Origin of the sequence: Nocardia asteroides (assembly GCA_019930625.1) — a bacterium.
Taxonomy (GTDB): domain Bacteria; phylum Actinomycetota; class Actinomycetes; order Mycobacteriales; family Mycobacteriaceae; genus Nocardia; species Nocardia sputi.
Genome location: CP082844.1, coordinates 3,382,479 through 3,408,693, shown reverse-complemented (window position 1 = coordinate 3,408,693; position 26,215 = coordinate 3,382,479). Strand labels below are relative to the sequence as shown.

21 protein-coding genes are annotated in these 26,215 nt (G+C 70.9%); 14 read left to right on the top strand and 7 right to left on the bottom strand.

Annotation, left to right across the window (positions count from 1 at the left end; all coding sequences use genetic code 11):
- Positions 1 to 70 precede the first annotated feature (70 nt).
- From K8O92_15515 to K8O92_15505, 3 genes are all read left to right on the top strand, one after another.
- Positions 71 to 1,483 carry a zinc-dependent metalloprotease gene (locus tag K8O92_15515; GenBank protein ID UAK35103.1) on the top strand — a complete coding sequence of 471 codons (1,413 nt, stop codon included), beginning with the start codon at positions 71 to 73 and terminating at the stop codon, positions 1,481 to 1,483.
- An 85-nt stretch (positions 1,484 to 1,568) separates the two neighbouring features.
- Positions 1,569 to 2,441, top strand: a complete 873-nt coding sequence (locus K8O92_15510) for a hypothetical protein (protein UAK35102.1) — start codon at positions 1,569 to 1,571, stop codon at positions 2,439 to 2,441.
- Positions 2,442 to 2,492: 51 nt separating this feature from the next.
- Entirely contained in the window at positions 2,493 to 3,836 is a 1,344-nt protein-coding gene (locus K8O92_15505; GenBank protein UAK35101.1) for an AarF/ABC1/UbiB kinase family protein, read from the top strand.
- 151 nt (positions 3,837 to 3,987) lie between these two features.
- Here the strand turns inward: K8O92_15505 and K8O92_15500 are convergent, their stop codons facing one another.
- From K8O92_15500 to K8O92_15490, 3 genes are all read right to left on the bottom strand, one after another.
- Positions 3,988 to 4,272 carry a WhiB family transcriptional regulator gene (locus tag K8O92_15500; GenBank protein UAK35725.1) on the bottom strand — a complete coding sequence of 95 codons (285 nt, stop codon included), beginning with the start codon at positions 4,270 to 4,272 and terminating at the stop codon, positions 3,988 to 3,990.
- A gap of 177 nt (positions 4,273 to 4,449) precedes the next feature.
- The gene (locus tag K8O92_15495) at positions 4,450 to 4,788 is read right to left on the bottom strand and encodes a hypothetical protein (GenBank protein ID UAK35100.1); all 339 of its coding nucleotides are present in this window, start codon (positions 4,786 to 4,788) and stop codon (positions 4,450 to 4,452) included.
- Positions 4,789 to 4,900: 112 nt separating this feature from the next.
- Positions 4,901 to 7,048, bottom strand: coding sequence for an ATP-dependent DNA helicase UvrD2 (locus K8O92_15490; protein ID UAK35724.1), 2,148 nt, complete (start codon positions 7,046 to 7,048; stop codon positions 4,901 to 4,903).
- Between the two features lie 218 nt (positions 7,049 to 7,266).
- Here K8O92_15490 and K8O92_15485 point away from each other — a divergent pair, with 218 nt between their 5' ends.
- Positions 7,267 to 7,497: a mycoredoxin gene (locus tag K8O92_15485; protein UAK35723.1), complete on the top strand. Its 231-nt coding sequence runs from the start codon at positions 7,267 to 7,269 to the stop codon at positions 7,495 to 7,497.
- Positions 7,498 to 7,540: 43 nt separating this feature from the next.
- On the opposite strand, the gene nudC is transcribed toward K8O92_15485, so the two are convergent.
- On the bottom strand, positions 7,541 to 8,446 hold the full coding sequence (nudC, locus tag K8O92_15480; GenBank protein ID UAK35099.1) for an NAD(+) diphosphatase: 906 nt from the start codon (positions 8,444 to 8,446) through the stop codon (positions 7,541 to 7,543).
- Between the two features lie 46 nt (positions 8,447 to 8,492).
- Positions 8,493 to 9,548 (bottom strand): potassium channel family protein, encoded by a 1,056-nt coding sequence (locus K8O92_15475; GenBank protein UAK35098.1) that lies wholly within the window; start codon positions 9,546 to 9,548, stop codon positions 8,493 to 8,495.
- Positions 9,549 to 10,169: 621 nt separating this feature from the next.
- Here K8O92_15475 and K8O92_15470 point away from each other — a divergent pair.
- Positions 10,170 to 10,583 carry a hypothetical protein gene (locus tag K8O92_15470; protein UAK35097.1) on the top strand — a complete coding sequence of 138 codons (414 nt, stop codon included), beginning with the start codon at positions 10,170 to 10,172 and terminating at the stop codon, positions 10,581 to 10,583.
- On the opposite strand, the gene K8O92_15465 is transcribed toward K8O92_15470, so the two are convergent.
- Together K8O92_15465 and K8O92_15460 are read right to left on the bottom strand one after the other, a co-directional pair.
- Positions 10,540 to 14,463, bottom strand: a complete 3,924-nt coding sequence (locus K8O92_15465; protein UAK35096.1) for an ATP-dependent helicase — start codon at positions 14,461 to 14,463, stop codon at positions 10,540 to 10,542. The two genes, K8O92_15470 and K8O92_15465, sit on opposite strands and share 44 nt — an antisense overlap.
- Before the next feature lie 43 nt (positions 14,464 to 14,506).
- Positions 14,507 to 18,031, bottom strand: a complete 3,525-nt coding sequence (locus K8O92_15460) for an ATP-dependent helicase (protein ID UAK35095.1) — start codon at positions 18,029 to 18,031, stop codon at positions 14,507 to 14,509.
- Between K8O92_15460 and K8O92_15455 the strand changes: the two genes are divergently transcribed.
- The 9 genes from K8O92_15455 to mtnC all read left to right on the top strand — a co-directional run bounded on the left by K8O92_15455 (position 17,966) and on the right by mtnC (position 26,010).
- The gene (locus K8O92_15455) at positions 17,966 to 18,787 is read left to right on the top strand and encodes an alpha/beta hydrolase (GenBank protein ID UAK35094.1); all 822 of its coding nucleotides are present in this window, start codon (positions 17,966 to 17,968) and stop codon (positions 18,785 to 18,787) included. The two genes, K8O92_15460 and K8O92_15455, sit on opposite strands and share 66 nt — an antisense overlap.
- Before the next feature lie 4 nt (positions 18,788 to 18,791).
- Positions 18,792 to 19,103 carry an MGMT family protein gene (locus tag K8O92_15450; GenBank protein UAK35093.1) on the top strand — a complete coding sequence of 104 codons (312 nt, stop codon included), beginning with the start codon at positions 18,792 to 18,794 and terminating at the stop codon, positions 19,101 to 19,103.
- A gap of 54 nt (positions 19,104 to 19,157) precedes the next feature.
- Entirely contained in the window at positions 19,158 to 19,913 is a 756-nt protein-coding gene (locus tag K8O92_15445) for a VOC family protein (GenBank protein ID UAK35092.1), read from the top strand.
- An 82-nt stretch (positions 19,914 to 19,995) separates the two neighbouring features.
- Positions 19,996 to 21,738 (top strand): NTP transferase domain-containing protein, encoded by a 1,743-nt coding sequence (locus K8O92_15440; GenBank protein UAK35091.1) that lies wholly within the window; start codon positions 19,996 to 19,998, stop codon positions 21,736 to 21,738.
- Positions 21,739 to 22,349: 611 nt separating this feature from the next.
- On the top strand, positions 22,350 to 22,520 hold the full coding sequence (locus K8O92_15435) for a hypothetical protein (protein ID UAK35090.1): 171 nt from the start codon (positions 22,350 to 22,352) through the stop codon (positions 22,518 to 22,520).
- A 171-nt stretch (positions 22,521 to 22,691) separates the two neighbouring features.
- Positions 22,692 to 23,033 (top strand): DUF1330 domain-containing protein, encoded by a 342-nt coding sequence (locus K8O92_15430; GenBank protein ID UAK35089.1) that lies wholly within the window; start codon positions 22,692 to 22,694, stop codon positions 23,031 to 23,033.
- Positions 23,034 to 23,111: 78 nt separating this feature from the next.
- A complete protein-coding gene (mtnA, locus tag K8O92_15425) occupies positions 23,112 to 24,758 on the top strand; it encodes an S-methyl-5-thioribose-1-phosphate isomerase (GenBank protein UAK35088.1) in 1,647 nt (548 codons plus the stop codon).
- Complete coding sequence (locus tag K8O92_15420; protein UAK35087.1) at positions 24,755 to 25,330, top strand: cupin; 576 nt, start codon at positions 24,755 to 24,757, stop codon at positions 25,328 to 25,330. The genes mtnA and K8O92_15420 overlap by 4 nt, the downstream gene beginning before the upstream one ends.
- Positions 25,327 to 26,010, top strand: coding sequence for an acireductone synthase (gene mtnC / locus K8O92_15415; protein UAK35086.1), 684 nt, complete (start codon positions 25,327 to 25,329; stop codon positions 26,008 to 26,010). The genes K8O92_15420 and mtnC overlap by 4 nt, the downstream gene beginning before the upstream one ends.
- Positions 26,011 to 26,215 lie beyond the last annotated feature (205 nt).

Genomic DNA, 26,215 nt, shown 5'->3' with positions numbered 1-26,215 from the left:
GGGCGCGCCGCCACCGGTTTCGCGCCGCGCGAACATCGAGACGCTGTGGTACACGCGTAACCTGTGGGGTATGAGTGACCTCCCCTTCGGATTCTCGGACCGCGACGACGACGATCGCAAGCGCGGCGACGAGCCGAGCGGCCCCGGTCCGAACGACCCGTTCGGTTTCGGTATCGGTGGGGCCGGCGCGGGCGGATTCGACCCGTCGCAACTCGGGCAGATGCTGACCTCGCTCGGCCAGATGCTCAGCGGGATGGGGCAGCCCGGCTCGGCACAGGCCGGGCCGGTGAACTACGACGTCGCCAAGCGGCTGGCCCGCCAGCAACTCGGGTCGACCGTCGCACCGGTGACGTCGGGCGCGGCGAGCGCGGTGGCCGATGCCGCGCACCTGGCCGAACTCTGGCTCGACAGCGCGACCACCCTGCCCGCGGGCGCCACCAGGACGGTCGCGTGGACCGCCGACGACTGGATCGAGCAGACCCTGCCCACCTGGCAGCGCCTGTGCGACCCGGTGGCCGAGCAGATCTCGGGGGTGTGGACCGCGGCGCTGCCCGAGGAGGCCAGGCAGTTCGCCGCTCCGATGGTCGGCATGCTCGGCCAGATGGGCGGCTTGGCCTTCGGTTCGCAGCTCGGGCAGGCGCTCGGCCAGCTCGCCAAGGAGGTGCTGACCTCCACCGACATCGGCCTCCCGCTCGGACCCACCGGCACCGCCGCGCTGCTGCCCGCGGCGATCTCGGAGTTCAGCTCGGGGCTGGAGCAGCCCGAGAGCGAGATCCTGGTCTTCCTGGCCGCCCGGGAAGCCGCGCATCAGCGGCTGTTCGCCCACGTGCCGTGGCTGCGCCAGCAGGTGCTCGGCGCGGTCGAGGACTACGCGCGCGGTATCCGCATGGACTTCTCCGCGCTGGAGCAGGCCGCGCAGGGCATCGACCCGATGTCGCTGACCGATCCCGCGAAGCTCGAGGAGATCCTGGCCCAGGGAACCTTCGAGCCGCAGACCACGCCGGAGCAGAAGCAGGCGCTCGAACGGCTGGAAACGCTGCTCGCGCTCATCGAGGGCTGGGTTCAGGTGGTGGTCAGCGACGCCGTCGGCGACCGGTTGCCCGGCGCGGGCGCGCTGGCCGAGACACTGCGCAGGCGGCGCGCCACCGGCGGGCCCGCCGAGCAGACCTTCGCGACCCTGGTCGGCCTGGAGCTGCGGCCGCGCAAGCTGCGCGAGGCGGCCGCACTGTGGCGCAGGCTGACCAGCGACGCGGGCATGACCGCGCGCGACGGGGTGTGGGCGCACCCCGACCTGCTGCCGAACTCTCACGACCTGGACTCCCCTGCGGGCTTCATCGACTCGGTGATCGGCGGCGGCGCCACCGCGTTCGACGATCCGCTCGCGCAACTGGCCGAGACCGAGGCGCGTGAGCAAGCCACGCGTGCGCGCGAGGACGACGACACCGGGCCCGACCTGGGCAAAGAGGGCGGCGCAGCCTCCTGATCCATCCTGTGGATGGCACGAAACCCTGTGGATAAGTGGGGGTTTCGGGACGAGTCGTACACCGCGTGGTCCGCATACTGATGACATGACAACGATGTGTCGCGGTCCCCGGTTGCGCCCCAGGGTAACCGTCCTGGTCCGCCCGACCGGCGTCGTGCAGCTGGGGTGCGATCCGGAAACGGCGGTGGTGCTCGGTCCGGAAGGCATGGACGCCGAGACCGTTCTCGCCTTCCTCCGCCTGCTCGACGGGCTGCGCACCAAACCGCAGATCATCTGGCGAGCCGGGGAATGCGGAATCGACGCCGAGCGCGCCGCGGCATTGCTCACCCTCGTCGACGAAGCCGGACTGCTGGACCACCCGGAGGACCGGGCCGGACAGGTGCGAGCGGTGCGAGTGCACGGGCTCGGTCCGCTCTCCGACGCCGTGTCGGCCGGGCTGCGCGCGCTGGGAGTGCGGCCGAGCCGTTCCCGGGACTACCCGTCCGGTACGTCGGTAGTGCGGTCGTGGGAGTCGGACCTCGTGGTGCTCGCCGACGCGCTGATGCCCGACCCGAGGCTGGTGAGCGACCTGCTGCTGCATCGCATCCCTCATCTGCAACTACGTATCCGAGACAACAAGGGCGTCGTCGGGCCGCTGGTGCTGCCCGGCGTCACCAGCTGCCTGCGCTGCGCGGACCTGATCCGCTCGCAGAACGACGCCGATTGGCCACACCTCGCCGCCCAGCTACTGGGCCGCGTCGGACATGCCTCCCCCGCCGGGATCACGGCGACCACGGCGGTCGCCCTCGGCGAACTGGAGGCGATCATCGCCTGCTCACCGCGGCGCAGCCCGGCCACGTTGAACGCTACTCTGGAGCTCGACCTGGATGCACACGTCCTGGATCGGCGGGCGTGGGGCCGCCATCCCGCGTGCGCTTGTGCACGGGTTTCCACAGAACTCGGCGTCGGAACTCGGTAGTGATCAAGATTGCCGTGGCCGATCGGCTGGTCCGTCCGCCATGATGGGTACGTGTCTGAGATTGTGCGCCGTCGCTCGTCCCGCAACGCCAAATTGGCCAAGATCCCGCTCGGCATCGCCGGGCGGGCAGCCGTCGGGTTCGGCAAGAAGCTCGCCGGAGGCGACAAGTCCGAGATCAACGCGCAGCTCAACCAGAAGGCCGCCGAACAGTTGTTCACCGTGCTGGGTGAGCTCAAGGGCGGCGCGATGAAATTCGGACAAGCGCTCAGCGTGATGGAGGCCGCGGTACCGGAGGAGTTCGGCGAGCACTATCGCGAAGCGCTCACCAAGCTGCAGGCCGCCGCGCCGCCCATGCCCGCCGCAACCGTCCACCGGGTGCTCGATCAGCAACTCGGCACCCAGTGGCGCACCCGTTTCCGTGACTTCGACGACGCACCGGCCGCTTCGGCCAGTATCGGGCAGGTGCACCGGGCGGTGTGGTCGGACGGGCGGACCGTCGCAGTCAAGGTGCAGTACCCCGGCGCCGACGAGGCCCTGCGCGCGGATCTGAAGACACTGTCACGTATGTCCGGTCTGGTCGCCTCCGTGATCCCGGGTGCGGACGTCAAGCCGATCCTCGCCGAGATCACCGAACGCACCGAAGAAGAGCTGGACTACCGCAACGAGGCGGCCAACCAGCGCGCCTTCGCCAAGGGCTTCGACGGGCACGGCGAGATCGTGGTGCCGAAAGTGGTGGCCAGCGCGCCGAAAGTGATCGTCACCGAATGGCTGGACGGCATCGCCGTCTCCACGATCATCAAGCAGGGCGCCGCGGACCCTGCGGGCACTCTCGCGCTGCGCAATCGTGTCGCGGGGCTGATGGGCCGGTTCCACTTCTCCTCCCCGGAGGTCGTCGGACTACTGCACGCCGACCCGCACCCGGGGAACTTCATGATGCTGCCCGACAACAGGCTCGCGGTCATCGATTTCGGCGCCTGCGCACCGATGCCCGACGGCTTTCCCCCGGTGCTGGGCCGGATGCTGGCCCTCGCGGTCGAGGAGCGTTTCGCCGAACTCACCGAACTGCTGTACGACCACGGCTGGGTCATTCCCGGCCGGGTGGTCACCCACCAGGAGATCGCCGACTATTTGCGCCCGTTCACCGACCCGATCCAGACCGACTCGTTCCACTTCACCCGCAGGTGGATGCAGCGCGTGGCGGGTAAAGCCTCGGAGTTGTCCAGCCCGGAGATGAAAACCGCGCGGGCACTGCAACTTCCGGCGGAATACGTGATGATCTTCCGCGTACTCGGCGGTTCCGTCGGCATCTTGGCGCAACTCGACGCCGAGTTGCCGTTCATGCAACTCGTCCGCACCTGGATGCCCGGTTTCACCGAAGAACGTACTGCTTCCTGACTCTCAGCGCCGCAGATCGGACACCACGCAGAGCAGCCGCCCACCGACGACCGGTGGGCGGCTGGTCTGCTTTCTCGTTCGTTGGCTCGGCCCGTGCCGGGACCGACCGAATCGAGCACATCGACCGGAGGGAGGGAAGTCACTCCCCAGCTCACGCCGGGACCGCGACCTTGCGCGGACGACCGCGGGGACGCTTGCGGGCGATCACGACACCCTGGTCGAAGATCTCACCGCCCCAAACACCCCACGGCTCACGGCGATCCATGGCGGCGCTCAGGCAGCCCTTGCGGATGGGGCAGGTCGCGCACAGCGCCTTGGCCTGCTCCAACTGGACCGGGCTCTCGGCGAACCAGAGGTCCGGATCTCCAGCACGGCAGGGCAGGACCTTGGTGATCTCCTGGGACGGAGTAGTCGACGCCACGGTTCGGCATGTCACGTCAGTAGTGGCCTGCGGCCAACCCTGTGCGGTGAACACGTCGTTCTCCTTCAGCTTGTTGCAGCGGTTCGTTTCGTTGAGCGGCGAAACCGGTGCCGGTCGGCTGAAGGGCCGGAGAATACTGGCCACGGTTTCGCTGTCGCGCGATCCGTGGCCAGGAGGTCGGGGAAGAGTTCCCTACCTAGGTCGACATCTGTGTCGAGTCCTGTTCACGGTCGCTGGGTGTGCGGTGCGGAGGCGTGCTGCCCGCGGATCCGCCGGCTCGAAGCCGACTTCATCCGCGAAGACACCGAGTGCTGCCTCGGCAGCCGTCGGGTGCCAGCCCGCGCTGGGCTTGCCCTGGATTTCGGTACGGATCGAGGCGTGCATGGCAGCGCAATTCACTTGCGTGCCGAACGTGCCGAACCCACCGATTTCGGACAGACCGATCCCCTGCAAGGCGAGGATCCCCCGGGAGGCCGCCATAGGCGCATAGACCGCAACGCCATTGGCGCTGAAGTTCGTGGTGTTGCCCATTGCTCTGCCTCCCTCCTGTACTCGTGTTTGTCGGTAACTGTGCGCGCCGAGATGCCCTCCCGGTGCGTGAAATCCACCATAGGCAAGATCTTCCAGCGCCACAACCTATTTTCTACCTGCGGTTTTGTGACCTTGATCGAAGCCGGGACGCGACGATCGCGAGCACGTCGGCGCCGAACTGGTCGATCTTCTTCGCGCCGATGCCCGCGATCGCGGCCAGCGCGGCGTCGTCGGCGGGCAGTTGTTCGGCGATCGCGGTGAGCGTGGTGTCGGTGAACACGACGAATTCGCGCACCCGCAGTGCCTGCGCCTTCTCCGAACGCCAGTCCCGCAGTGCCGCAAGCAATTCGGCGTCCAGTTCGGCCGGGCAACGGCGGCAGCGGCCGAGCATCGTCGCATAGGTGCCGATCAACGGCTTCGCGCAGACCCGGCAGGTCGGGCGGACGCCGTTCGGGGCCTGCGGCGCGGCCGCGATCCGCGACGCGGGCGAATCGTCGGGGACGAGGCCGTTGAGGAATCGCGAACGCCGCCGCGTGCGCCTGCCCCCTTCGTTTCTGGCCAGCGCCCAGGACAGTCGCAAATGTTCGCGCGCCCTGGTGACCCCGACGTAGAGCAACCGCCGCTCCTCCTCGAGCGCCGCCTGGTCGGCGACCGAGCCGTCGTCGGCGAGAACGTGCGCGATCGGCATGGTCCCGTCGGACAGGCCGACGAGGAACACCGCGTCCCACTCCAAGCCCTTGGCGGCGTGCAGCGAGGCCAGCGTGACCCCTTGCACCGTGGGTGGATGCCTGGCCTCGGCGCGCGCCGCGAGTTCGCGCAGCAGCCCGGTCAGGTCGAGCCGCTCGCCGTTGCCGACCAGTTCCTCGGTCAAGCGCACCAGGGCGACCAGCGAGGACCAGCGTTCGCGCGCCTGGGCGCCTGCGGGCTCGGTGGCGGTGAGGCCGAGCGGGGCGAGGGCCGCGCGGACCAGTGAGACCAGCGCTTTGCCGCTGCGTGCCTGATCGGGCAAGTCCTCGCGGGTCGCGACCTGCCGCAGCGCCTGCACGGCCTGCCTCACCTCCGCTCGGGCGAAGAAACCCTCACCGCCGCGCACCTGGTACGGGATGCCGCGCTCGGTGAGCGCCTGCTCGTAGCTCTCCGACTGGGCATTGATCCGATACAGGACGGCGATCTCGGCGGCCGGTGTGCCCGCCTCGATGAGCCGGCCGATCGCCTTGGCCACCGCCGCGGCCTCCGCGGGCGCGTCGTCGTATTCGGCGAACACCGGTTCGGGCCCGTCGGCGCGCTGGCCGATCAATTGCAGCCTGGTGCCCGCGATGCGCCCGCGCGCCGACCCGATCACCCGGTTGGCCAGCGACACCACCTGCGGAGTAGAGCGATAGTCACGTTCCAGACGGACCACGGTGGCATCGGGATAACGACGGGAGAAGTCCAGCAGGTAGCTCGGCGTGGCGCCGGTGAACGAGTAGATCGTCTGGTTGGCGTCGCCGACGACGGTGAGGTCGTCCCGCTCGCCGAGCCAGGCGTCGAGCACGCGCTGTTGCAGCGGCGTGACGTCTTGGTACTCATCGACGACGAAACTGCGGTACCGGCCGCGAAATTCGTCGGCCACCGCCGGATAGTCCTCCAGCGCGGCCGCCGTATGCAGCAGCAGGTCGTCGAAATCCAGCAACAGCCCGTCCGGCGTCGCCTTGAGCTTCTCGTAACCGGCGTAGACGTCGGCGACGCGCAGCGCCTCATAGGGGGTCTCGCGCCGCTGCTCGGCCACCGCCGCCGCGTAGTCCTCCGGCGCGATGAGCGAGGCTTTCGCCCACTCGATCTCGCTGAGCAGGTCGCGGACGCTGTCGGTGGCCGTGGACAGTCCCGCCTGGTGCGCCGCCTGCGCGACGATGGGGAACTTCGCATCGATCAGCCGCCACGGTACGTCACCGACGATCTGCGGCCAGAAGTACTTGAGCTGCCGCAACGCCGCCGCGTGGAATGTTCGCGCCTGCACCTGGGTCGCGTCGCCGCCGAGGCCGAGCGCGCGCAGCCGGGTGCGCAGCTCCCCCGCCGCCCGCGCGGTGAACGTCACCGCGAGCACCTGATCAGCCTTGACGTGCCCCTGCGCGATCAGGTGCGCGATGCGATAGGTGATGGTCCTGGTCTTGCCGGTGCCCGCGCCCGCGAGCACGCACACCGGGCCGCGCGGCGCGCGGACGGCGGCGGCCTGCTCGGGATCGAGGTCGGCGAGGTCGAGAGCGGGCACGCGGTCCATCATGTCAGCGGCCACCGACACGCACCGTAGCGCCGTCGCGTGCAGCGGTGTCACGCCCGCGTCGGCGGCCCACGCGGACGGAGCCTTTCCTTCCTTGCCGCAGGTCCCCACCGCTGTGGACGGTGAGAAGCCGGCGCCGGTTGGAAAAAGGTTCGAGTTGGAACAGTGCGCGGGTCTCCGGCGTTGCAGTCTCCGTGACTGACGCGAACCCCACCCTGACGATGTACTCGACCACCTGGTGCGGCTACTGCCGCAGGCTCAAGAAGCAGCTGGACGAGGCGGGCATCACCTACGTCGAGATCGACATCGAGCAAGATCCGGCGTCGGCCGAGTTCGTCGGCAGTGTCAACGGCGGCAATCACGTCGTGCCGACCGTCAAGTTCGCCGACGGCTCCACAGCGACCAACCCGTCGCTGGCGGCCGTCAAACAGGTCCTCGCCGGTCTGTCCTGATCAGGCGCGCGCGGGTCGTCCCGACCCGCGCGCGAGCATGTGCTCAGTCGATCGCGGCCCAGGATTCGACGATGGTGCGCGCGATGGAGATCGAGCCGGGCAGCAGCAGCTCGGCGCCCTCGCCCTGCTTCGACCAGTCGCCCACCGCCAGCGCTTCGCGCACCTGCGCGCGGGTGAACCAGTTGGCTTCGGCGATCTCCCCGTCGGAGAAGACCAGCGGCTGCTCGGGATCGGCGACCGCGGCGAAGCCGAGCATCAGCGAGCGCGGGAACGGCCACGGCTGGCTGCCCAGGTAGCTGATCTCGCGCACGTCGAGGCCGACTTCCTCGCGCATCTCGCGCTCCACGCAGCGTTCCAGCGACTCGCCCGCCTCGACGAACCCGGCCAACAGCGAGAACAGCGACTTCGGCCAGCTGTGCTGACGCGCGAGCAGCACCCGGTCACCACCGTCGTGGATCAGGCAGATCACCGCCGGATCGATCCGGGGAAACTCCTCGTAACCGCTCTCGGTGACGCGCGACCACCCCGCCTTGGCCGCGGTCGTCACCGTGCCGTCGGCACCGTGGAATCCGGCCTTGTCGTGCCAGTTCAGCAATGCGATCGCGGTGGAGAGCAGCCCGGCGGTGCGGTCGTCGACGGTGCCGCCTGCCAGCGCGCGCAAATCGGTCAGCGTGCCCTCCAGCTCCGGGTCCCGCACCGCCCAGAGGTGGATGTCGTCCTCGACGCCGAGGAACACCGCGGCCGGGCTCGGCTCGGCGGACAACTCGAGTGCCGATTCCAGGACCAGGACGCCCTCCTCGAACCGCGCCTGCCCGCGCCGGTTGACTCGCAAGAGTCTCGCGCTGCCCCAGCCCTCCTTCAGAGCCTGGGCATCACCCCGGATCTGCTCGGCCCGGTCCACGACGGCACGGGACAGCAACGGAACACTATTGAGCTGAAAAGCGGACACGGTTCGAGACTATCGCGCCCTGGCTACCACCCGGCCCGCGCCGTGATCACTTCGCCGATCGACGGATGTAGAGCAGTTTGTCGCGCGCCTCGATCGCGTCGACCTCCGGCTCGCCCACCCGGTGCAGCACGCCGTTGCGCACCACGCCCAGGACGATATCGCCGAGATGCCGTGGCGAGCCGCCGATCTCGGACGGCTCCACCTCACGTTCGGCGACGGCGAAGCCCTCCTCGGGCGTCAGCAGATCTTCCATCATCTCCACGACCGTCGGCGTGGTCGTCGCGATGCCGAGCAAGCGGCCCGCGGTCTCCGAGGACACCACCACCGAGTTCGCGCCGGACTGCCGCACCAGGTGGGTGTTCTCCGCCTCCCGGATCGCCACCACGATCTTGGCGGTCTTGTTCAACTCCCGGGCGGTCAGCGTGACCAGCACGGCGGTGTCGTCGCGGTTGGTGGCGACCACCACCGACTCGGAGTTCTGCACACCGGCCAGTCGCAGCACGTCGGATTGGGTGGCCGAGCCGTGCACCGTGACCAGCCCGGCGTTCGCCGCCGCCTCCAAAGCGACCATGTCGGTGTCCACCACGACGATGTCGGCGGGCTGCACGCCGTCGCCGAGCATCGCGTCGATCGCGGTCCGCCCCTTCGTGCCGTATCCGACGACCACGGTGTGATTGCGCACGGTGTGCCTCCATCGCTGAATCTTGAAAGCCTGCCGGGAACGTTCGGTCAGCACGCTGAGGGTAGTTCCGACCAGGACGATCAGGAAAAGGATGCGCAGCGGGGTGATGATGACGATATTCGCCAACCGCGCATCGGGCGTCACCGGGTGGATGTCGCCGTATCCGGTGGTCGACAGCGAAACCGTGGCGTAGTAGAACGCGTCCAGGAACGACAGCTCGTTTCCCGAGTTGTCGTGGTAACCGTCGCGCCCGATGTACACGACCAGCGCGGCCAGGAAGAGCAGCGCCGTCGCGAACAGCACCCGCCTGGTCAGCGAAATCCACGGGCTGGCCTGCACTTCCGGGATGCGCAGCACGCCGACCAGGGCGAAATCGGGGCGATTGGCCAACCCCAGAGCACGCGCTCGATCACCGAACACCGGACACACCCGCCGGCTCGTCGCTCGTGTCGGTCATCTCCGGTATTCCTTGTCCCTCCGGCACAGGAGGGCAGCCTACTGTGTTTGATTCTCCAGCGCCTGCGGCGCTGGGTGTTCGCGGCCCCCTTGTGGCTCGCGTCCGACCGACCGCCGCTGGCGACTTCGTCGCGGACGCGGCGGCCGCTCGGACGCGAGCCGGGCCGCGAACGGACAATGCTCGGTCTCGCTTCGCTCGAAACCGGGAGTCGAGCCGAGCCGGGCACGTCGGCATTCGAGCACCAGACGTAGATGTATGCCCGCAACGGCTCACCGTCGAGTCGACGGCACCCGCCACGGCTACTCGGATGCGCGCCAGGTCGTCAACGGCACATGCTGAAGCCCTCAGGTCGCGTCCACGCGAAGAGCGCTCGCTCCTTCGTCGCTTACGCAGCGGCCACTCGGACGCGAGCCGGGCCGCGAACGGTACATGCTCGAGCCCGCAGGTCGCGTCCACACGAACGGCGCTTGCTCGGTCTCACCGGGGTGAGACATGTCGGATTGGGCGGTGAGGGGGCGAAACGCCGAGCCCGCATCAGGTCGGGTCGAGTCGACGCGGCCGCCGGGTGAATGCAAGGGTGCCTCATGGCAGAAAACACGCTGACACCCGTGGCCGCTGCCGGGCGGCGGCCCGCCCTGGCCCTGGCCACCCTGCTGTTCGGCAGTGGGGTGCTGCACTTCGTCTGGCCGAAGCCCTTCGATTCGATCGTGCCGCGCTTGCTGCCGGGCCGGGCCCGCGACTACACCTACGCCTCCGGCGTGGCCGAACTCGGCGTCGCCATCGCGCTCGCGATCCCGCGTACCCGCGGGTTCGGCGGACGTCTCGCGGCACTGCTGTTCATCGCGGTGTTCCCGGCCAACGTGCAGTTCGCCGCGGACGTGCTGGCCAGTGAGAAGGCCCCGCGGCTGGTCAAGATCGGCGCGACGCTGCGGCTTCCGCTGCAGATCCCGCTGATCACTTCGTCGCTGGCGGTGAGCCGGCGGGCGCGGCGTTCCTGACCAGCTCGGCCAGTTCGTCCGGACCGGCCAGGTTCCTCGGCGCGATGGTGCGCCCGGTGCGCACGTAGTGGAACGCCGCGCCGATCCGGGGCAACATCTCCTGCTCGGACCGTCCCTCGCGCGCGGCCATCAACCGTGCCCACGCCAAGCGGTACACGGCCAGCTGCATGGCCACCGCGGGCTCTTCGGCGGCGCTGGGCTCGGCGCCGGTCTTCCAGTCCACCACGATCCAGCCGCCGCCGGGTTCGGCGAACACCGCGTCCATCCTGCCGCGGATCACGGTGCCCGCGATCGAGGTCTCGAACGGGATCTCGACTTCGATGGGGCTGCGGTCGGCCCACGGCGAGTTCAGGAACGCCTCCTGCATCGCGGTGAGTTCGGCGTCCAGGCCCGCGTCGGCCGCGCCGCTGTCGGCCGCGCCCGGCAGTTCGTCCAGACCGAGCAGGCGGGTGGAGCCGAACCAGCGCTGCACCCAGGCGTGGAACGCGGTACCGCGGCGGGCCAGCGGGTTGGGCGGGTAGGGCAGCGGACGACGCAGGCGGGCGGCGAGTTTCGCCGGGTCGGCGCGCAGCTCGACCAGTGCGGTCGCCGCGATCTGACCGGGTAGCTCGACCTCCTCGGCCGCGGCAGCGGCGGCCTGGTGTTCGGCCAGCAAGGCGTCCACGTCGGCGGCCCAGCCATCCGGATCGTCCGGATCCGGCACCGGATGGGTGTGCTCCGGCCGGTACGGGTCCTCCGGCGGGGGCGGAGCGAAGCCGGTCGCGGCGAACGGCTCGTCAGCGGACAGGTACTCCTCCACCGGGTCAGGCGCCGAGCCGAAATAGGGCTCGATGTCCGCGTAAGGGTCGGCGTATTCGGTCGCGAGGACCTCGAAGTCGTCCGCGAACTCGTCCGGTGGGACCTCGTCGTCGGGCGGATAGTAGGCCGGTTCGTCCGGGTATGCCGCCGCGTCGTCCAGCGGCGGCAACTGCCCTTCGAGGAGGCCGCGGCCCTGGGCGGTGTCGTGTGGCGCAGGACCGGCGTCGGCAGCGCGGGAGCGCAGATCGGCCAGAGCGGCGCGGACCAATGCCGCGCCCTGTTCGACGGGGTCGCGGCGGGTGCTGAGCGGGTCGCGCGGCCACTCGGCGGTGGCGGGGTTGTCGGTGAACGGGTTGACGGCGTCGGCCGCGGGCGGGTCGTCCCAGCGGTCGATCGTCAAGACGTCGTATGCCGGGCTGTCGGGGTCCTGGTGCGCGTGCTTCAGCTCCAGCAGGAAATCCGAGGGCCCTTTCGGGGAGCTACCGGTCTCCGCCCAGTGGTGGGCCGAGACGAGCAGCACGCGTTCGGTTCTGGTGAGCGCGACATAGAACAGGCGGCGTTCCTCATCGATCCGGCGGCGCTCCAGCGCCTCCTTGTGCGCCTTGATCGCGCGGTCGAGGTCGGCGCGGTCGTAGAGGTCGGTGAGATCGAGCACCGGCACGCCTTCGGCCGCGTCGTCCTGCTTCCGGTCGCCCCGCAACGACGTCGGCAGCTCGGCGAGCGCGCCCAGCCACGTGCCGGAACCGACTTTGGACGGGAAGACGCCCTCCACCACGTGCGGCACGGCGACGATCTCCCATTCCAAGCCCTTCGCCGCGTGCACGGTCAGCACTTGGACCCGGTCCTTGGCGACCTCGACCTCGCCCGGCTCCAGGCCGTTCTCGACCTCCTCCGCGGCGGCGAGGAACGCGAGCAGTCCGCCGAGCGAGGCGCCGGTGTCCGCGGCGTAGCCCGCCACCACTTCGGCGAACGCGTCCAGATGCTCGCGTCCGGCCCCGGTGCCCGCCATGGCTCGTCGCGTCTGGGTCTCCACGCCGACGCCGATGGTGCGCTCGACGTCGGCGACCAACTCCGCCAGCGGCTGCCCGCTGCGTTCGCGCAACGCGGCCAGCTCCCGTCCCAGCGCCTCGATACGGGCGAACCCGGCCTGCGAATACTGCTGCCGCGGACCGGGATCGGCGATCGCGTCGGCCAGCCCGGCCTGCTCGGCCGGTTCCGGCGCCACTTCCCGCAGCGCCTCGTCCAGCGCCGCGCCGTCGGCGATCTCGGCCGGGCCCTGCGACCCCGGAGGCCGGATGGACAGGTCCCTGGCCCGGCGGGCGAGCGCGGCGATGTCGGCCACTCCCAGGCGCCAGCGCGCGCCGGTCAGCACACGCATGGCGGCGCTGCCGGAGCCCGGTTCGGCGATCAACCGCAGGGTGGCGACGATGTCGGCGACCTCCGGGGTGGCCAGCAATCCGCCGAGCCCGACGATCTCCACCGGGAGCCCCTGCGCGCGAAGGGCTTCGGCGAGCGGCGCGGCATCGGCGTTGCGGCGCACCAGCACCGCCGACGTGGGCGGCGGCTGCTGCGCCGCGCGCCGGGCGGCCCACTGCGCGGCGATCCGCTCGGCCACCCACTCGCGTTCGTCGGCCACGGTCGCGGTCAGCGCCAGCGCCACCACTCCCGCTCCGGCATCGGGCTTGGCGCGCAAGGCGTCGACGGTCACGCCGCCGCCTTCGATCGCCTTGCGCCGCAACGGTTCCGCCACCAGATTCGCCAGTGCCAGCGCCTCCGGCGGATTGCGCCAGCTGGTCAGCAACGCCAGCGTGGGGGCGGGCACGCCCGGTGCGGTGGGGAAATCGGTGGCGAACCGGGGCAGATTCGCCGCCGAAGCGCCACGCCAGCCGTAAATCGACTGCATCGGGTCCCCGACGGCGGTCACGGCGAGCCGCTGCGCTCGCGGGTCTCGCGGCGGGGTCCGCTGGTCGTGCCTCCTGGTCTCGGCGCGAGGGTCGTGCGCACCGGCGAACCGCGGTCGGCCCTCTTGCGTCATGTCCCCGGCATCGGCGCGCTGGGAGGTCGGCGCGAAGTGGGCGTCCTGCGGACCGTCACCGAGTGGGGACGCTGTCTCCGGCGGAAGCTGGTCTTCCACCGAGGAATCGTCATCGGTTCTCTGAGTGCCGTCCTCCGCGCCACCGAACAAGGCGGCGAGCAGGACTCGCTGGGCGTGGCCGGTGTCCTGGTATTCATCGAGCAGGACCAGGCGGAAGCGGGCGCGTTCGGCGGCGGCGACCTCGGGATGCTCGGCGGCCAGGCGCGCGGCCAGCGACATCTGCGCGCCGAAATCCAGTGCGCCGCGCCTGCGCAGAGCCTCGGCGAGCTGCTGCACCAGCGGCAGCAGTGCCACCCGTTCCCGCTGCACCTGCACGATGTTCAGCAGGGTCTGACTGGGCCCGCCGCGCTGTCGCGGACCCGCGGGCAGTGTGTGCACCAGCTTCGCCAGCTCGGTGTGCGCCTCGGCCAGTTCCTCGGGCTCGACCAGATGCTCGGCCAGCTGCCCGGACAACGCGAGCACCGCCTCGGTGACCGACACCGGGGTGCGGTCGGTCTCCAGGTCTCCGTCCCAGGCGCGGACCACCTGATGGGCGAGCTGCCAGAGCTGTGTCTCGGTCAGCAGCGTCGCCGAGGGCTCTACCGGGAGCAGCAGGCCGTGTTCGGTGAGCAACCTGCCCGCGTACGAGTGGTAGGTGCTGATCTCCGGTTCCGCGCCGGTCAGCTGGGCGCGCAGCCGACCGGTCGGGTCGAGTTCGCGCAGCAGCGGCGCGCCAGCGAGCCGGGCCAACCTGGTCCGGATGCGGGCGGTCAACTGCTGTGCGGCTTTACGCGTGAACGTCAGCCCGAGCACTTCGTCGGGCAGCACGAGCCGGTTCGCGACCATCCACACCACGCGGGCGGCCATCGTCTCGGTCTTGCCCGCGCCCGCGCCCGCGACGACGAGGGTCGGGCCCGGCGGGGCCGCGATCACGGCGGCCTGTTCGTCGGTCGGCGGCGGCAGGCCCAGCGCTTGCGCGAGCTGATGCGGCGTCACCCGGCCCGTCACCGCGCCGCCCCGGCGATCGACCGCGGCGAGACCGACGAGGCGCTCACTCGTCGGTCACCTGCCTCCCGCGGTCCTGCACGGGGCAGCTGCCCGCCACCGCGCAGTGGCGGCATCCGTCGTTACGCATGGCGAGGTAGCTGGGGCCCTGAGTGGACGCCGCGGCCTGGTGAATCGTGTCGCGCCACTGGTCGAGCGCCTCGGCGTCCAACGGTGGCTGCATGCGCTGGGTCGCGCCTTCGGCCTTGCTCGGCTTGGCGACGTACACCAACCGCGCCCCACCGGGCTCGCCGGACGGGCCGGTCGCGGTGGCCGCGTCGTCGGGGCCGGATTCCGCCGGAGTGTCGAGGGCGCCCATGGCCGCCGCCACCTGATAGGTCGCCAACTGTGCGTGATCGACGGCGGCCTGCTTGGTGACCGGCGACTTGCCGGTCTTCACGTCGACGATCACGAAACGCCCCTGCGCGTCTCGCTCGAGCCGGTCGACGCGGCCCCGGATCCGCACGGCGCGTTCGTCTTCCGTGCGCGCGGGCAACACGCAGTCGACCGGCACCTCGACACCGGCCTGGGTGAGTTCGCCGCGAGTGTTGCGCACCCAGGACGAGAAGGTCGCCAGCATCGCCTCGGTGCGGCGCAGCTCCTGCCGGGAATGCCAACCGCTCCCGGGGTCGACCGCCTGCCAGGCGCGCTCCAGCGCCGCGCGCACTTCGCCCTCGGGCACCTTGCCCGCCAGCGCCTGCACCAGCGTGTGCACGAGGTTGCCCTTGACGGCGTGCGGGTTGTCGCCGTCGGTGCCGCCGTTGCGTTCCAGCGCCCAGCGCAGCGGGCAGGTGCGCAGCATTTCGACGGTGGAGGGCGACAGGGCCACCGCCGCGTCGTCCTCGCTCCACAGCGGACGCCGCGAGCTGAGCTCGGCGGTGCCGTACCAATCGTCGGGATGGGTGCCGCGCACGCCCGCGTCCGCCAGCCGGGCGAGCTGGTGTGCCGCGCGACGCCTGCGCTGCGGGTCGGCCTCGGGATCGCAGACGACGCCGCGCAATTCGGCCACCAGGGAGTGCATCACCAGGGCGCGACCGGGATCGACCACCGGCAGCGCACCGGGCTCGCTGTCGTCGTCGTGCCCGAGCAGCTCGGCGAGGAAGCGCGACGGCACCAGGTCACGTTCGCCCGACACCGACTCCACGGCGGTGACCAGCAGCGACCGCCGGGCCCGGCTGCACGCGACGAGCAGCAGCCTGCGTTCCTCGGCGAGGATCGGCGCCGCACGGCTCACCCGCTCCCCCGCGTCGGACACCCCGGCGGTGAGATCGACCAGCTCCTCGGTGTGCAGCAGCGTGCCACGGGAGCGCGGATTCGGCCAGATCCCCTCCTGGACGGCGGCGACCGCGACCACGTCCCATTCCCGACCGGCGGCGGCGTGCGCACTCAGCAGCGCCACGGCCTCGCGCGGCGCGGTGCGCGGCGCCGCGTCCTGCGGAATCTCCTGGTGCGACAGGTATTCGACGAATCCCTCGATGCTCGCGCGGGGCAACCGGTCGACGTAGGCCGCGGCCGCGTCGAACAATCCGACGGCCGCGTCGAGGTCGCGGTCGGCCTGCATGCCGACCGCGCCGCCGCGCTCCGACTGGGCCACCCAGCGTCGCTCCAGCCGGGAACCGGTCCACAACGCCCACAGGACGTCCTCGAGGCCCGCGCCACGCCCGCGCGCCTTGCGCGCCCGGCGCAACGTGTCCAGTACCCGGCGCAGCGGCGCGGCCTCGACGTCGGTGAGGCGATCCAGGAGCGCCGGATCGCCGGTCCCGATCAGCAGGTCGCGCAGTATCTGCGCGGAGGGGCGGTCGAGGTCCGCGCCGCGATCCGGCGGCGAGTCCCCGGCCGGGTCCGGAGCCTTCGCCCCGGCGCGCACGGACTCCAGCACCGCGCGCCGGATACCGCGCCGCAACCGGCGCAAGGAGATCTGGTCGGCGCCGCCGAGCGGCCCGGACAGCAGATCCAGGGCGTCCTCCGGCTCGAACGCGGGTTCGGCGTCCCGCTGCGCCGCCTCGCCCGCCAGCACCGCGCGCAGCGACAACAGCATCCAGGCCGCGCCGCGCCTGCGCGCCAGCGGCGTGTCCAGCGCGGGCTGCTGCACCGGGACGCCCGCGGCGAGCAGGGCACGGCGCAGCGGCGCCAGCGACAGCGGCACCGAACGGACGATCACCGCCATCCGCGACCACGGCACCCCGCCGGTGAGATGCGCGCGGCGCAAATGGTCGGCGATGAGCGCGGCTTCCTTCGCGGGTGTGGCCAGCACGCGGACCCGCACCTCGGTGCCGTCCGCCCCGGGTTCGGCGCGTTCCGGCACGGGGATGCGCTGCGGCGCACTGCCCGGCAGACGCGCGGCGATCCGCGCGACCGCCAGCTCCACCTGACCGCTGAAGCGATGATTGTCCCGCAGCACGACGCGCCGCTCGCCGGGCACGTCGAGTTCGGCGACGAACCGCGCGTCCGCGCCGCGGAAGGCGAAGACCGCCTGATCGGGATCGCCCGCGATCACCGTGGTGCGCGCGCTGTGCCCGATCACCTCGACCAGCATCGCCGCCTGGGGGTCCAGGTGCTGTGCGTCATCGACCAGCAGGTATCTGATTCGAGCGCGTTCGGTGGCAAGCAGATTCGGGTCGGCGGCCAGCGCGTCCAGCGCCGCGCCGACCAGTTCGGCGGCGTCCAGGGCGGGCGCGGTCGCCTCCGGCGCCTCGACGCCGACCGACCAGCGCAACAGCATCGTCTGCTCGTAGCGGATGGCGAACCTGCCCGCCGCCACCCACTCCGGCTTGGCGTGCTCGCGGCCGAGGCGCACCAGATCCTCCGGCCCGATGCCGCGTTCGGTGGCGCGCAGCATCAGATCGCGTAACTGCTCGGCGAACCCGCCGAGCGCGAGCGCGGGCCGCAATCGCTCCGGCCACAGACTCCGCGCACCCTCGGCCATGTCCACCAGGTCGCCGCGCAGCATTTCGCGCAGCACCGCGTCCTGTTCGGCGCCGGTCAGCAGACGCGGCGGCGGGTTGCCGTGCGCCATCGCGTGTCTGCGCAACACGGAGAAAGCGTACGAGTGCAGCGTGCGCACCAGCGGTTCTCGTGTGGCGCCGGGCACACCGCCCTCCGCGCCCGGTTCCGGTCCGCTCAGGCGCGTGGTGATGGCGTCACGCACGGCGCCTGCCGCCTGTTTCGAATGGGTCAGCACCAGCACCGATTCCGGATCGGCTCCGGCCGCGATGCGCCCGGCGGCGACATCCACCAGCAGGGCGGTCTTGCCGGTGCCCGGGCCGCCGAGTACCTGCCAGGGCCGCCACCCGGGGCGCGCGGGACCGGCCTCGGCCGCGGCGTCCAGCAGCGCGCGGACGTCGGCGCCCCAGTCTCGCGGCCGGGGCGCCACCACATTCCGGCGAACCAGTCGCACCGCGCCATCCGATCGCACCACGCGGGCTATTGCAACAGACACGACCGACACGCCGGTACACGCCTCCGCATGACCGGCGCTGCGGCCGCTCGGGGCGCAGGTCAGAATGGACCGGTGTCTGTCTTGAATGTCCATCGGTTCGGTCCGACGACGGGGCCGGTGGTGCTCGCCCTGCACGGCGTGACCGGTCACGGCAAACGCTGGGAGGACCTGGCCACCCGGCATCTGCCCGACGTCCGCGTGCTCGCGCCCGACCTGCGCGGGCACGGTCGCTCGACCTCGCTGCCGCCGTGGAATTTCGAGACCGTCGTCGAGGACCTGGTCGAGCTGATCACCACGGAGGCGGACGGGCCGGTGGTGGTGGTCGCGCACTCCTTCGGCGGTGCGTGCGCGCTGCACCTGGCGCATCGTCATCCCGACCTGGTGCGCAAGCTCGTACTGCTCGATCCGGCCATCGCGCTGGAGCCGGAATGGCTCAACGAGATCGCGCTGTCCACTCTGGTCTCGGCCGACTACGACAGCGTCGAGCACGCGCGCCAGGACAAACTCGACACCGGCTGGGGAGACGTCGAGCCGCGGCTACTGCAAGCGGAACTCGACGAACATCTGATGCCCACCGCGAACGGGCGCTTCGGCTGGCGGATGAGCCTGCCCGCCGTCAACTCCTACTGGGGCCAGCTGGCCCGCCACTGGGTGCTGCCGCCCACCGAGCTGCCCACCGTGCTGGTGCAGGCGATGAAGGTGCACCCGCCGTTCGTGACGCCGGAGTTCCGGGCGGCGCTCACCGAGCACATGGGCGCCAACCTGACCGTGCTCGAATGGAACTGCGATCACATGGTCGCCCAGGCGTATCCGGCCGCGACCGGTGAGCTCGTGCGCTCGGTGCTCTGAGCCGATGCCGACCACCGACGCCCAGATCGAGCAAGTGCGCGCCCTGGTCGCGTCGATCCCGCCGGGCCGGGTCGTCACCTACGGCGACATCGCCGCGGCCGTCGGACTGTCCACGCCACGCACGGTGGGCTGGATCATGCGCACCGACGCGGCCGACCTGCCCTGGCATCGAGTGCTCGGCGCGAGCGGCAGGCCGGCCGCGCACCTGGCCCATCGCCAGCTGCGCCTGCTCGCAGAGGAAGGCGTGCCGACCCGGGACGGCCGTGTCGACCTGCGGGCCGCGCGCTTCCCGTTACCCGATCCTCCGGCCCGCTGAGCGCCGCTTCCGGAAATGCCTCCGGGCCGGATCGGCGGCCAGTACCGTTGATTCATGCCCACCCGCCTGGCATGTGTCGTGTTCGATGCCGACCGGCCGCGTTCGGTCGCGGATTTCTGGGCCGAACTGCTCGGCTGGAGCGTGACCCTCGACCGGCCCGACCAGGTGGACGTCGCGGCCCCCGACGCCGACGGTGGCGAACTCGCACTCACCTTCCTGCCCGCGATGCGGGCGAAGGTCGGCAAGAACCGCTTGCACCTGGATCTGGCCACCCGCTCGCTGGAGCATCAGCGCACCCAAGTGGACCGGGCGCTGGCGCTGGGCGCGCGAGCGGTCAACATCGGCCAGGGCGCGGTGCCGTGGGCCGTGCTCGCCGACCCGGAGGGCAACGAGTTCTGCGTGCTCGAGCCCAGGGAGGAGTACGTGGACACCGGCGCGATCGCGGCGATCGTGGTCGACACGCGCGACCCGGTGCTCCTCGGTCAGTTCTGGTCGACCGCCACCGGCTGGCCCGCCGCGCGGTGCGGCGAGCGGCTGGCCGGGCTGCGTTCACCGACCGGCCTCGGTTCCTGGCTGGAGTTCGTGCGCACTCCCGACGCGGGGACAGGCCGGACCAGGCTGCGCCTGGATCTCACCTCATTTCCGGCCGACGACCGGGCCGCCGAGGTGGCCAGGCTGCACGCGGCGGGCGCCACGACGATCGACCGCGCCGCCCCGGCTCCCGATCGGGACACCGACCTCGTGCTCGCCGATCCGGAGCTCAACGAGTTCCGGCTGCTGCCACCGGCGCGGTTCTGGTCGAACGCCTGATCGGCGCCGTCGGCTCCCCGGCTTCCCGGCGGTGACGAATTAGCATGGCCGCCATGGTGTACCTAGCTCGAGGTCGTGGCGTGTGATCGCCGCCGACGCGATCGTGCTCGCGGGCGGCCGGGCCAGCCGGATGGGCGGCGTGGACAAACCCGCCATCGTCATCGGCGGCCGTTCCATGCTCGAGGTGTCGCTGGGCGCCGCGGCCTCCTGCGCGCACACGGTGGTCGTCGGACCGTACCGGCCCGAACTCCCGCCGCAGATCATCCAGGTTCGCGAGGTGCCACCCGGGTCGGGTCCGGTGGCGGCGATCGACACGGGGCTGCGCGCCCTGGGCTCCGCCGCGCCGCTGGTGGTGGTGCTGGCCGCCGACCTGCCGTTCCTGTCCTCCTGGGCGATCGCCGAGCTCATCCGGCACGCCACCGAATCCGGCGCGGACGCGGTGTTCGCGGCCGACGAGTCCGGACGCCCGCAGTACCTGATCGGAGTGTGGCGGCGCTCCGCGCTGGCCTCCGCGCTGGACGGGCTCGGGACGCTGATCAACCAGCCGATGAAGGCGCTGGTGCCCGCCTCCGCCGCGATCATCCCGTTGTCCGGGGTCGGCGACTGCGACACCGAGGAGCAGGTCCGGGAGGCCAGGGCCACGGTCGGCGCGCCACGGCAGCACCCACCGCTGGCTTTGGACGATGCGCGAAGCATACTGCGCGCCAGACTATCTCGTCTCACGACGTACGACGCCGACTTGCGTTCGGTGGTCGGAGCCGCGCTCGCGGGCCCGCTGACGGCCGCCGGGCCGCTGCCCCGCTTCGACGTCTCCGCGATGGACGGCTACGCGGTGGCGGGTGACGGGCCGTGGCGCTTGCGCCGGGACATCGGCTTCGCGGGCGGGCGGCGGCCGGTGGGGCTGCTGCCGGGCGAGGCGGTGCGGATCGCCACGGGCGCGCACGTCCCGGACGGCACCACGGGCGTGCTGCGCGACGAGTTCACGCACATCGCCGACGAAACGCTGTATCGCTTGCCGGACACGCCACCGCGCGACGACATCCGCCGCCGCGGCGAGGACCGGGAAGTCGGTGATCCGGTCGCGCCGGAAGGCACGCCGGTCACCGCGGCGTTGATCTCCGCGGCCGCCAGCGTCGAAGTCACCGCGGCGCCGGTGCGCGGCCCCGTGCGCGCCCGCATCGTCATGACCGGTGACGAGATCCGCAGCGAGGGCCCGCTGCGGACGGGCCAGACCCGCGATTCGATCGGGCCGATCCTGCCGGATCTGCTGTCCTGGTACGGCATTCGCACCGCCGATCGGGTACACCTGCGCGACACTCCGCACGGTTTCGACGAGGTCCTGACCGTCACGCCGGATCACGACCTGCTGGTGATCGTCGGCGCGACCGGCGGCGGGGCCGCCGACCAGCTCCGTGCAGCGCTGACCCGCGCCGGAGCCGAGATCGTGGTGCCGCGTCTGCGGCTGCGTCCGGGAGGTTCCACCGTCGTCGCCGAACTGGCCTCCGGCACCACGGTGCTCGGCCTGCCCGGCAACCCGTTCGCCGCCGTCGCCACGCTCATGGCGCTCGCGCCCGCGATCGTGGAGGGCCGCACCGGGGCGTCCGCGGCCCGCCCACTGCGCGGGCCGCTGCACAACGCGGCCGAGATCGCCGGTCAGGCGCCCCGCATCGTTCCCGCTCGCGCCGTCGATGAAGGCGGGTGGGTCGGTGACCCGACCGTCCGCACCGCCCATCTCGGCGGCCTCGTGGACCGCGACGGTCTGGTCGTCGTCCCGCCCGACGCCGTCGACGGCGCGATCGTCGAATTCCTGCCGCTGCGCCGCTGAGGAACGCCAGCGGTCCGAGCCCATGTCGATGTGCACCGGATAGAGCGATTCGAGCACGCCGACTGTTCGGCGACCACCAGCGGCTGATGGTTGGGGCAGCATCACCCCCACGCTTCGGACATCCTCGTGCATACGCGCGAAATAAACTGGGACACTTGTCATTCGGCGTGCGAGACGTAGACAGGAGTCGCGGAGGTCATCATCTCGGCAGAGGCTGGATGCGAATTGCACACCACCGCAATGGTTTCGACGAGTCACCCGCTCGACTCCCGGATGACGGCGCACGCTGCGCAGCGAAAGCAGAATTGAACAAGCCATTACCTCGGATGCGCGGCTTACCGCGATACCGATAACCGCTTGCATTCGCAAGATATATTGCGCCGCCCCCCGAGCGACTCAGCCCGGCAGATTGTCCAACATAAATGCGCGGACGAAGCCCGCATGACCTGATTCGTTACTATAACGCCGCCTGTTCATCCCGCCTACCTGGGGAAATGCCACGAATGGCCGCTACGGACCATATTTTTCATTTCCTCTTCCGGAAGTCACACACGCTCGCTATCGTTGGATCGTTAGGCGAATATCAATCCCCCGGAAAGGACCGTGTGGAGATGGCTGAAAAGTCGAAGAAAACGCCTAAAAAAATGCCGAAGCAGATGCCGAGGCAGCAGCAGCAACAGCGCCAGGAGCAGGACATGCGCGAGGGCTCGGATATGGAAGGCCGTCGGGGCACCAGGTCCGAGATGCCCGACCGGCGCGGCGAGCAGGACCGCCGCCAGTAGCTGATCTGCGCCACCCGCGCCGCCGGTCCCTCCACTCCTCCCGGGACCGGCGGCTCGGTCGTGTCCGGCCCCGCGGTACTACCTCCGAGGTAATTGCCGCCCCGCGCGAAGCGGACCTACGGTCGGTCGGACGCCATCTCCGGTGTCATCGAACGGAGGAACGCCCACGCCATGTCCGCCTATGGCTTCGCCCATCTCCGCAGTCGCAGGCCCCATGCCGACATCCTGGAATACCTGGAGCGCATCCAGGCCACTCTCGACCCCTTCGGGGGCCGCTTCGTCATCCACGGACCTCCGGCCGAGGTGGTGGAAGGCAGCTGGCCCGGCAGCATGGTGCTGATCGAGTTCCCCGGGATGACCGAGGCGCGGGAGTGGTACCACTCGCCCGCCTACCAGGAGATCCTGCCGCTGCGCGCCGATCACATCGACGGCGACCTGCTGCTGATCGAGGGGGTCGGCCCGGATTACGACCCGCGCAAACGCGCCGCCGAGCTGCGCGCCGAGGCGGTCTGACGCGATTTCGGCCCGCCGTCCGCCGTCCGATACCGTTGACCAGGCACGACACGGCTCGACGCGATAAGGATGTGCCCGATGGACGACAGCTCTCTGGTCTGGGACGACGGCGCGCTCGTCACCATCGACCAGCGCGGACTGCCGCACGAGGTACGTAAGCTGCGGCTGAGCACGGTCGAGGAGATCATCGAGGCGATCGAGACGCTGGCCATCCGCGGCGCGCCCGCCATCGGCATCGCGGGCGCGTTCGGCGTCGTCATCGCCACCGCCGCGCACACCGTTGACGGCGTGGTCGACGAGGCCGCGGTGCGAGCCGAGGCGGACCGGATCGCCGCGGCGCGGCCGACGGCGGTCAACCTGGCCTGGGCGGTGCGACGGGTGCGGGCCCACGTGGGCCGGGGCGCCGACGCCGTCCTCGCCGAGACGCTGGACATGCTGGCCGAGGACGGCCGGGTCAACCGGGCCGCCGCCACGCACGCCGCCGACCTGGTGCAGAGCTTGTGTCCCGACCGTCCGCTGCGCGTGCTCACCCACTGCAACACCGGCAGGCTGGCCACCAGCGCGTTCGGCACCGCCATCGGCACGCTGCGGGTGCTGTCCGATCGCGGCGCGATCGAGCGCGTCCTGGTCGACGAGACCCGCCCGCTGCTACAGGGCGCGCGGCTGACCACCTGGGAACTCGCCGAAGCGGGTATCCCGCACCGGCTGACCATCGATTCCGCCGCCGCCTGGGCGATGGCGACCGGGCAGGTCGACTGCGTGCTCGTCGGCGCCGACCGGGTCACCGCCAACGGCGACGTCGCCAACAAGATCGGCACCTACGGCCTCGCGCTGGCCGCCCGTCATCACGGCATACCGTTCGTCGTGGTCGCCCCGGAATCGACCCGCGATCTCGCGATGGCCACCGGCCGGGAGATCGTCGTGGAACAACGCGCGGCGGCCGAGGTGACCGGATTCGGCGGTGTCGCAACGGCTCCCGCGCACACCGAGGTCTTCAACCCGGCCTTCGACGTGACGCCGGGCGACCTGGTGACCGCGGTGGTCACCGAGCGCGGCGTGGTGCACCGATCCGATCGGTCGCACGGCACGGCCATCGCCGACATCGCCCGCGAGCTGTACCGGCGCGGGTGGATGCCGGGCACGGCGGGCAATATCTCGGTGCGCACCGGCGCCACCGCGCTCGTCACCGGAAGCGGGCTGTCCAAAGGCGAACTCACCGAAAACGACATGGTCACCGTGCGCGTGGCGGATTCGGCGCCCGTTGCCGATCACGGACGAAGGCCCTCGGCGGAGACCACGATCCACACCGCTGTCTACCGGACCCGCCCGGCCCACGCGGTGGTGCACATCCATCCGCCGTTCGCGACGGCGCTGGCCACCCGGTCCGCGGTTCCCGGCGCGCTCGGCACGCTCCGGATCACCGGCTACGAACTGATCAAGGGGCTCGGCGGCGGCGATCCGGACGTGGCGGACATCCCGGTCTTCCCCAACCGGCCCGAGGTCCCCCGCATCGGCGAGGACATCGAGCGTTATCTCCTCGACCATCCCGGCGCTCTCCCGGTACTGGTCATCGCGGGACACGGGATCACCGCGTGGGGTGATGATCTCGCTCAGGCACGCGACCGCGCCGAATGCCTGGAAGCATTGTGTGAACTGGTGATTCGCACCGGTAGTGCGGCGGCGTTCGGCCCGCGCGACGACGTTCTCGAGATTGGACTGACATGACCCTGCTGCAAGTGATGGCCGCCGGCGACGCGGCCGACGTGCGTGTGCGCACCACCGATGACGAGCTGATCGGCACCGAACTGGCGAAGCACGGCATCACCTTCGGCCGCTGGCCGGTGGTCGAGAACGCCGAGTCGGTGTCCTCCGAGGAATTGCTCGCCCACTACCAAGCGAACGTCGCCGAACTGAACGAGTCGGGGCGCTTCAAGCACATCGACATCGCCCGCATCCACCCCGACGACTCCGACCCGCAGTGGCCGGAGATCGCCAAGGGCGCGCGCGGGAAGTTCCTCGACGAGCACCGGCACGCCGAGGACGAGGTGCGCTTCTTCGCCGCCGGACGCGGCTGCTTCTACCTGCACTTGGGCGAAGAGGTCTGCGCGGTGGTGTGCGAAGGCGGCGATCTGCTGTCGGTGCCCGCGGGCACGCTGCACTGGTTCGACATGGGCGAGCGCCCCGATTTCATCGCCATCCGCTTCTTCGAGGAAGAGGACGGCTGGGTCGGCGACTTCACCGGCGACAAGATCAGCGCGGGCTTCCCCACCCTCGACCAGCTGCTGACCGCGCCGTGACCGTCGCCGTAGTCGTCGACATCGAGGGCACCACAAGCCCCACCGCCGCCGTCCGCGAAGACCTGTACGGCTACACCCGGCAGCGGCTTCCGGGCTGGCTGGCCGAGGACAGCCCGGCGTCGTCCACCGTCCTCGCGGCGACCAGGCAGCTGGCCGGTCGCCCGGACGCGGGCCCGGACGAAGTCGCCGCGATCCTGCGCGAGTGGCTCGACACCGATGTGAAGGCCGAGCCGCTCAAGACCGCGCAGGGCTTGATCTGCGCCGAAGGCTTCCGCGGCGGCGCGCTGCACGGCGAGTTCTTCCCGGATGTGCCGCCCGCGCTCGCGGCGTGGCACGCGGCGGGTCTGGCGTTGTACGTCTACTCCTCGGGATCGGTGCGCAATCAGCGGGATTGGTTCGCCTTCGCGCGCGGTGGCAGCCTCGCGGAGCTGATCAGCGGATACTTCGATCTGTCGACGGCGGGCGGCAAGCGCGAGTCGTCCTCCTACGACAAGATCGCGAGCGCCATCGGCGCGCCCGCGGAGCGCATCCTGTTCCTGTCCGACCACCCCGACGAACTCGATGCCGCCGTCACCGCGGGCTGGCGGGTGGTCGGGCTCGCCCGGCCCGGCGAGCCCAATCCTCCACGGCCGCCTCACTATTGGGTCAGCACGTTCGCGGATATCGATCCGTCGGCCTGACCCGGTGGGCGTCGATCCCGCGCTGGCGCTGTCGGCGACCCGAGCTAGGGGCTCGCGCCGCCCCCGCAGGACCGAATGAGCGGGCATCTCGCCGCTTCGACGAAGTCGGCCCCTCGAGGCCGGATCTCGGCGTATCCTGCCCTCGGCGTCAACAATTTCCGACCATCGGCAAACGCACGGCGAATTGTGACCCAAGCAACTGTGC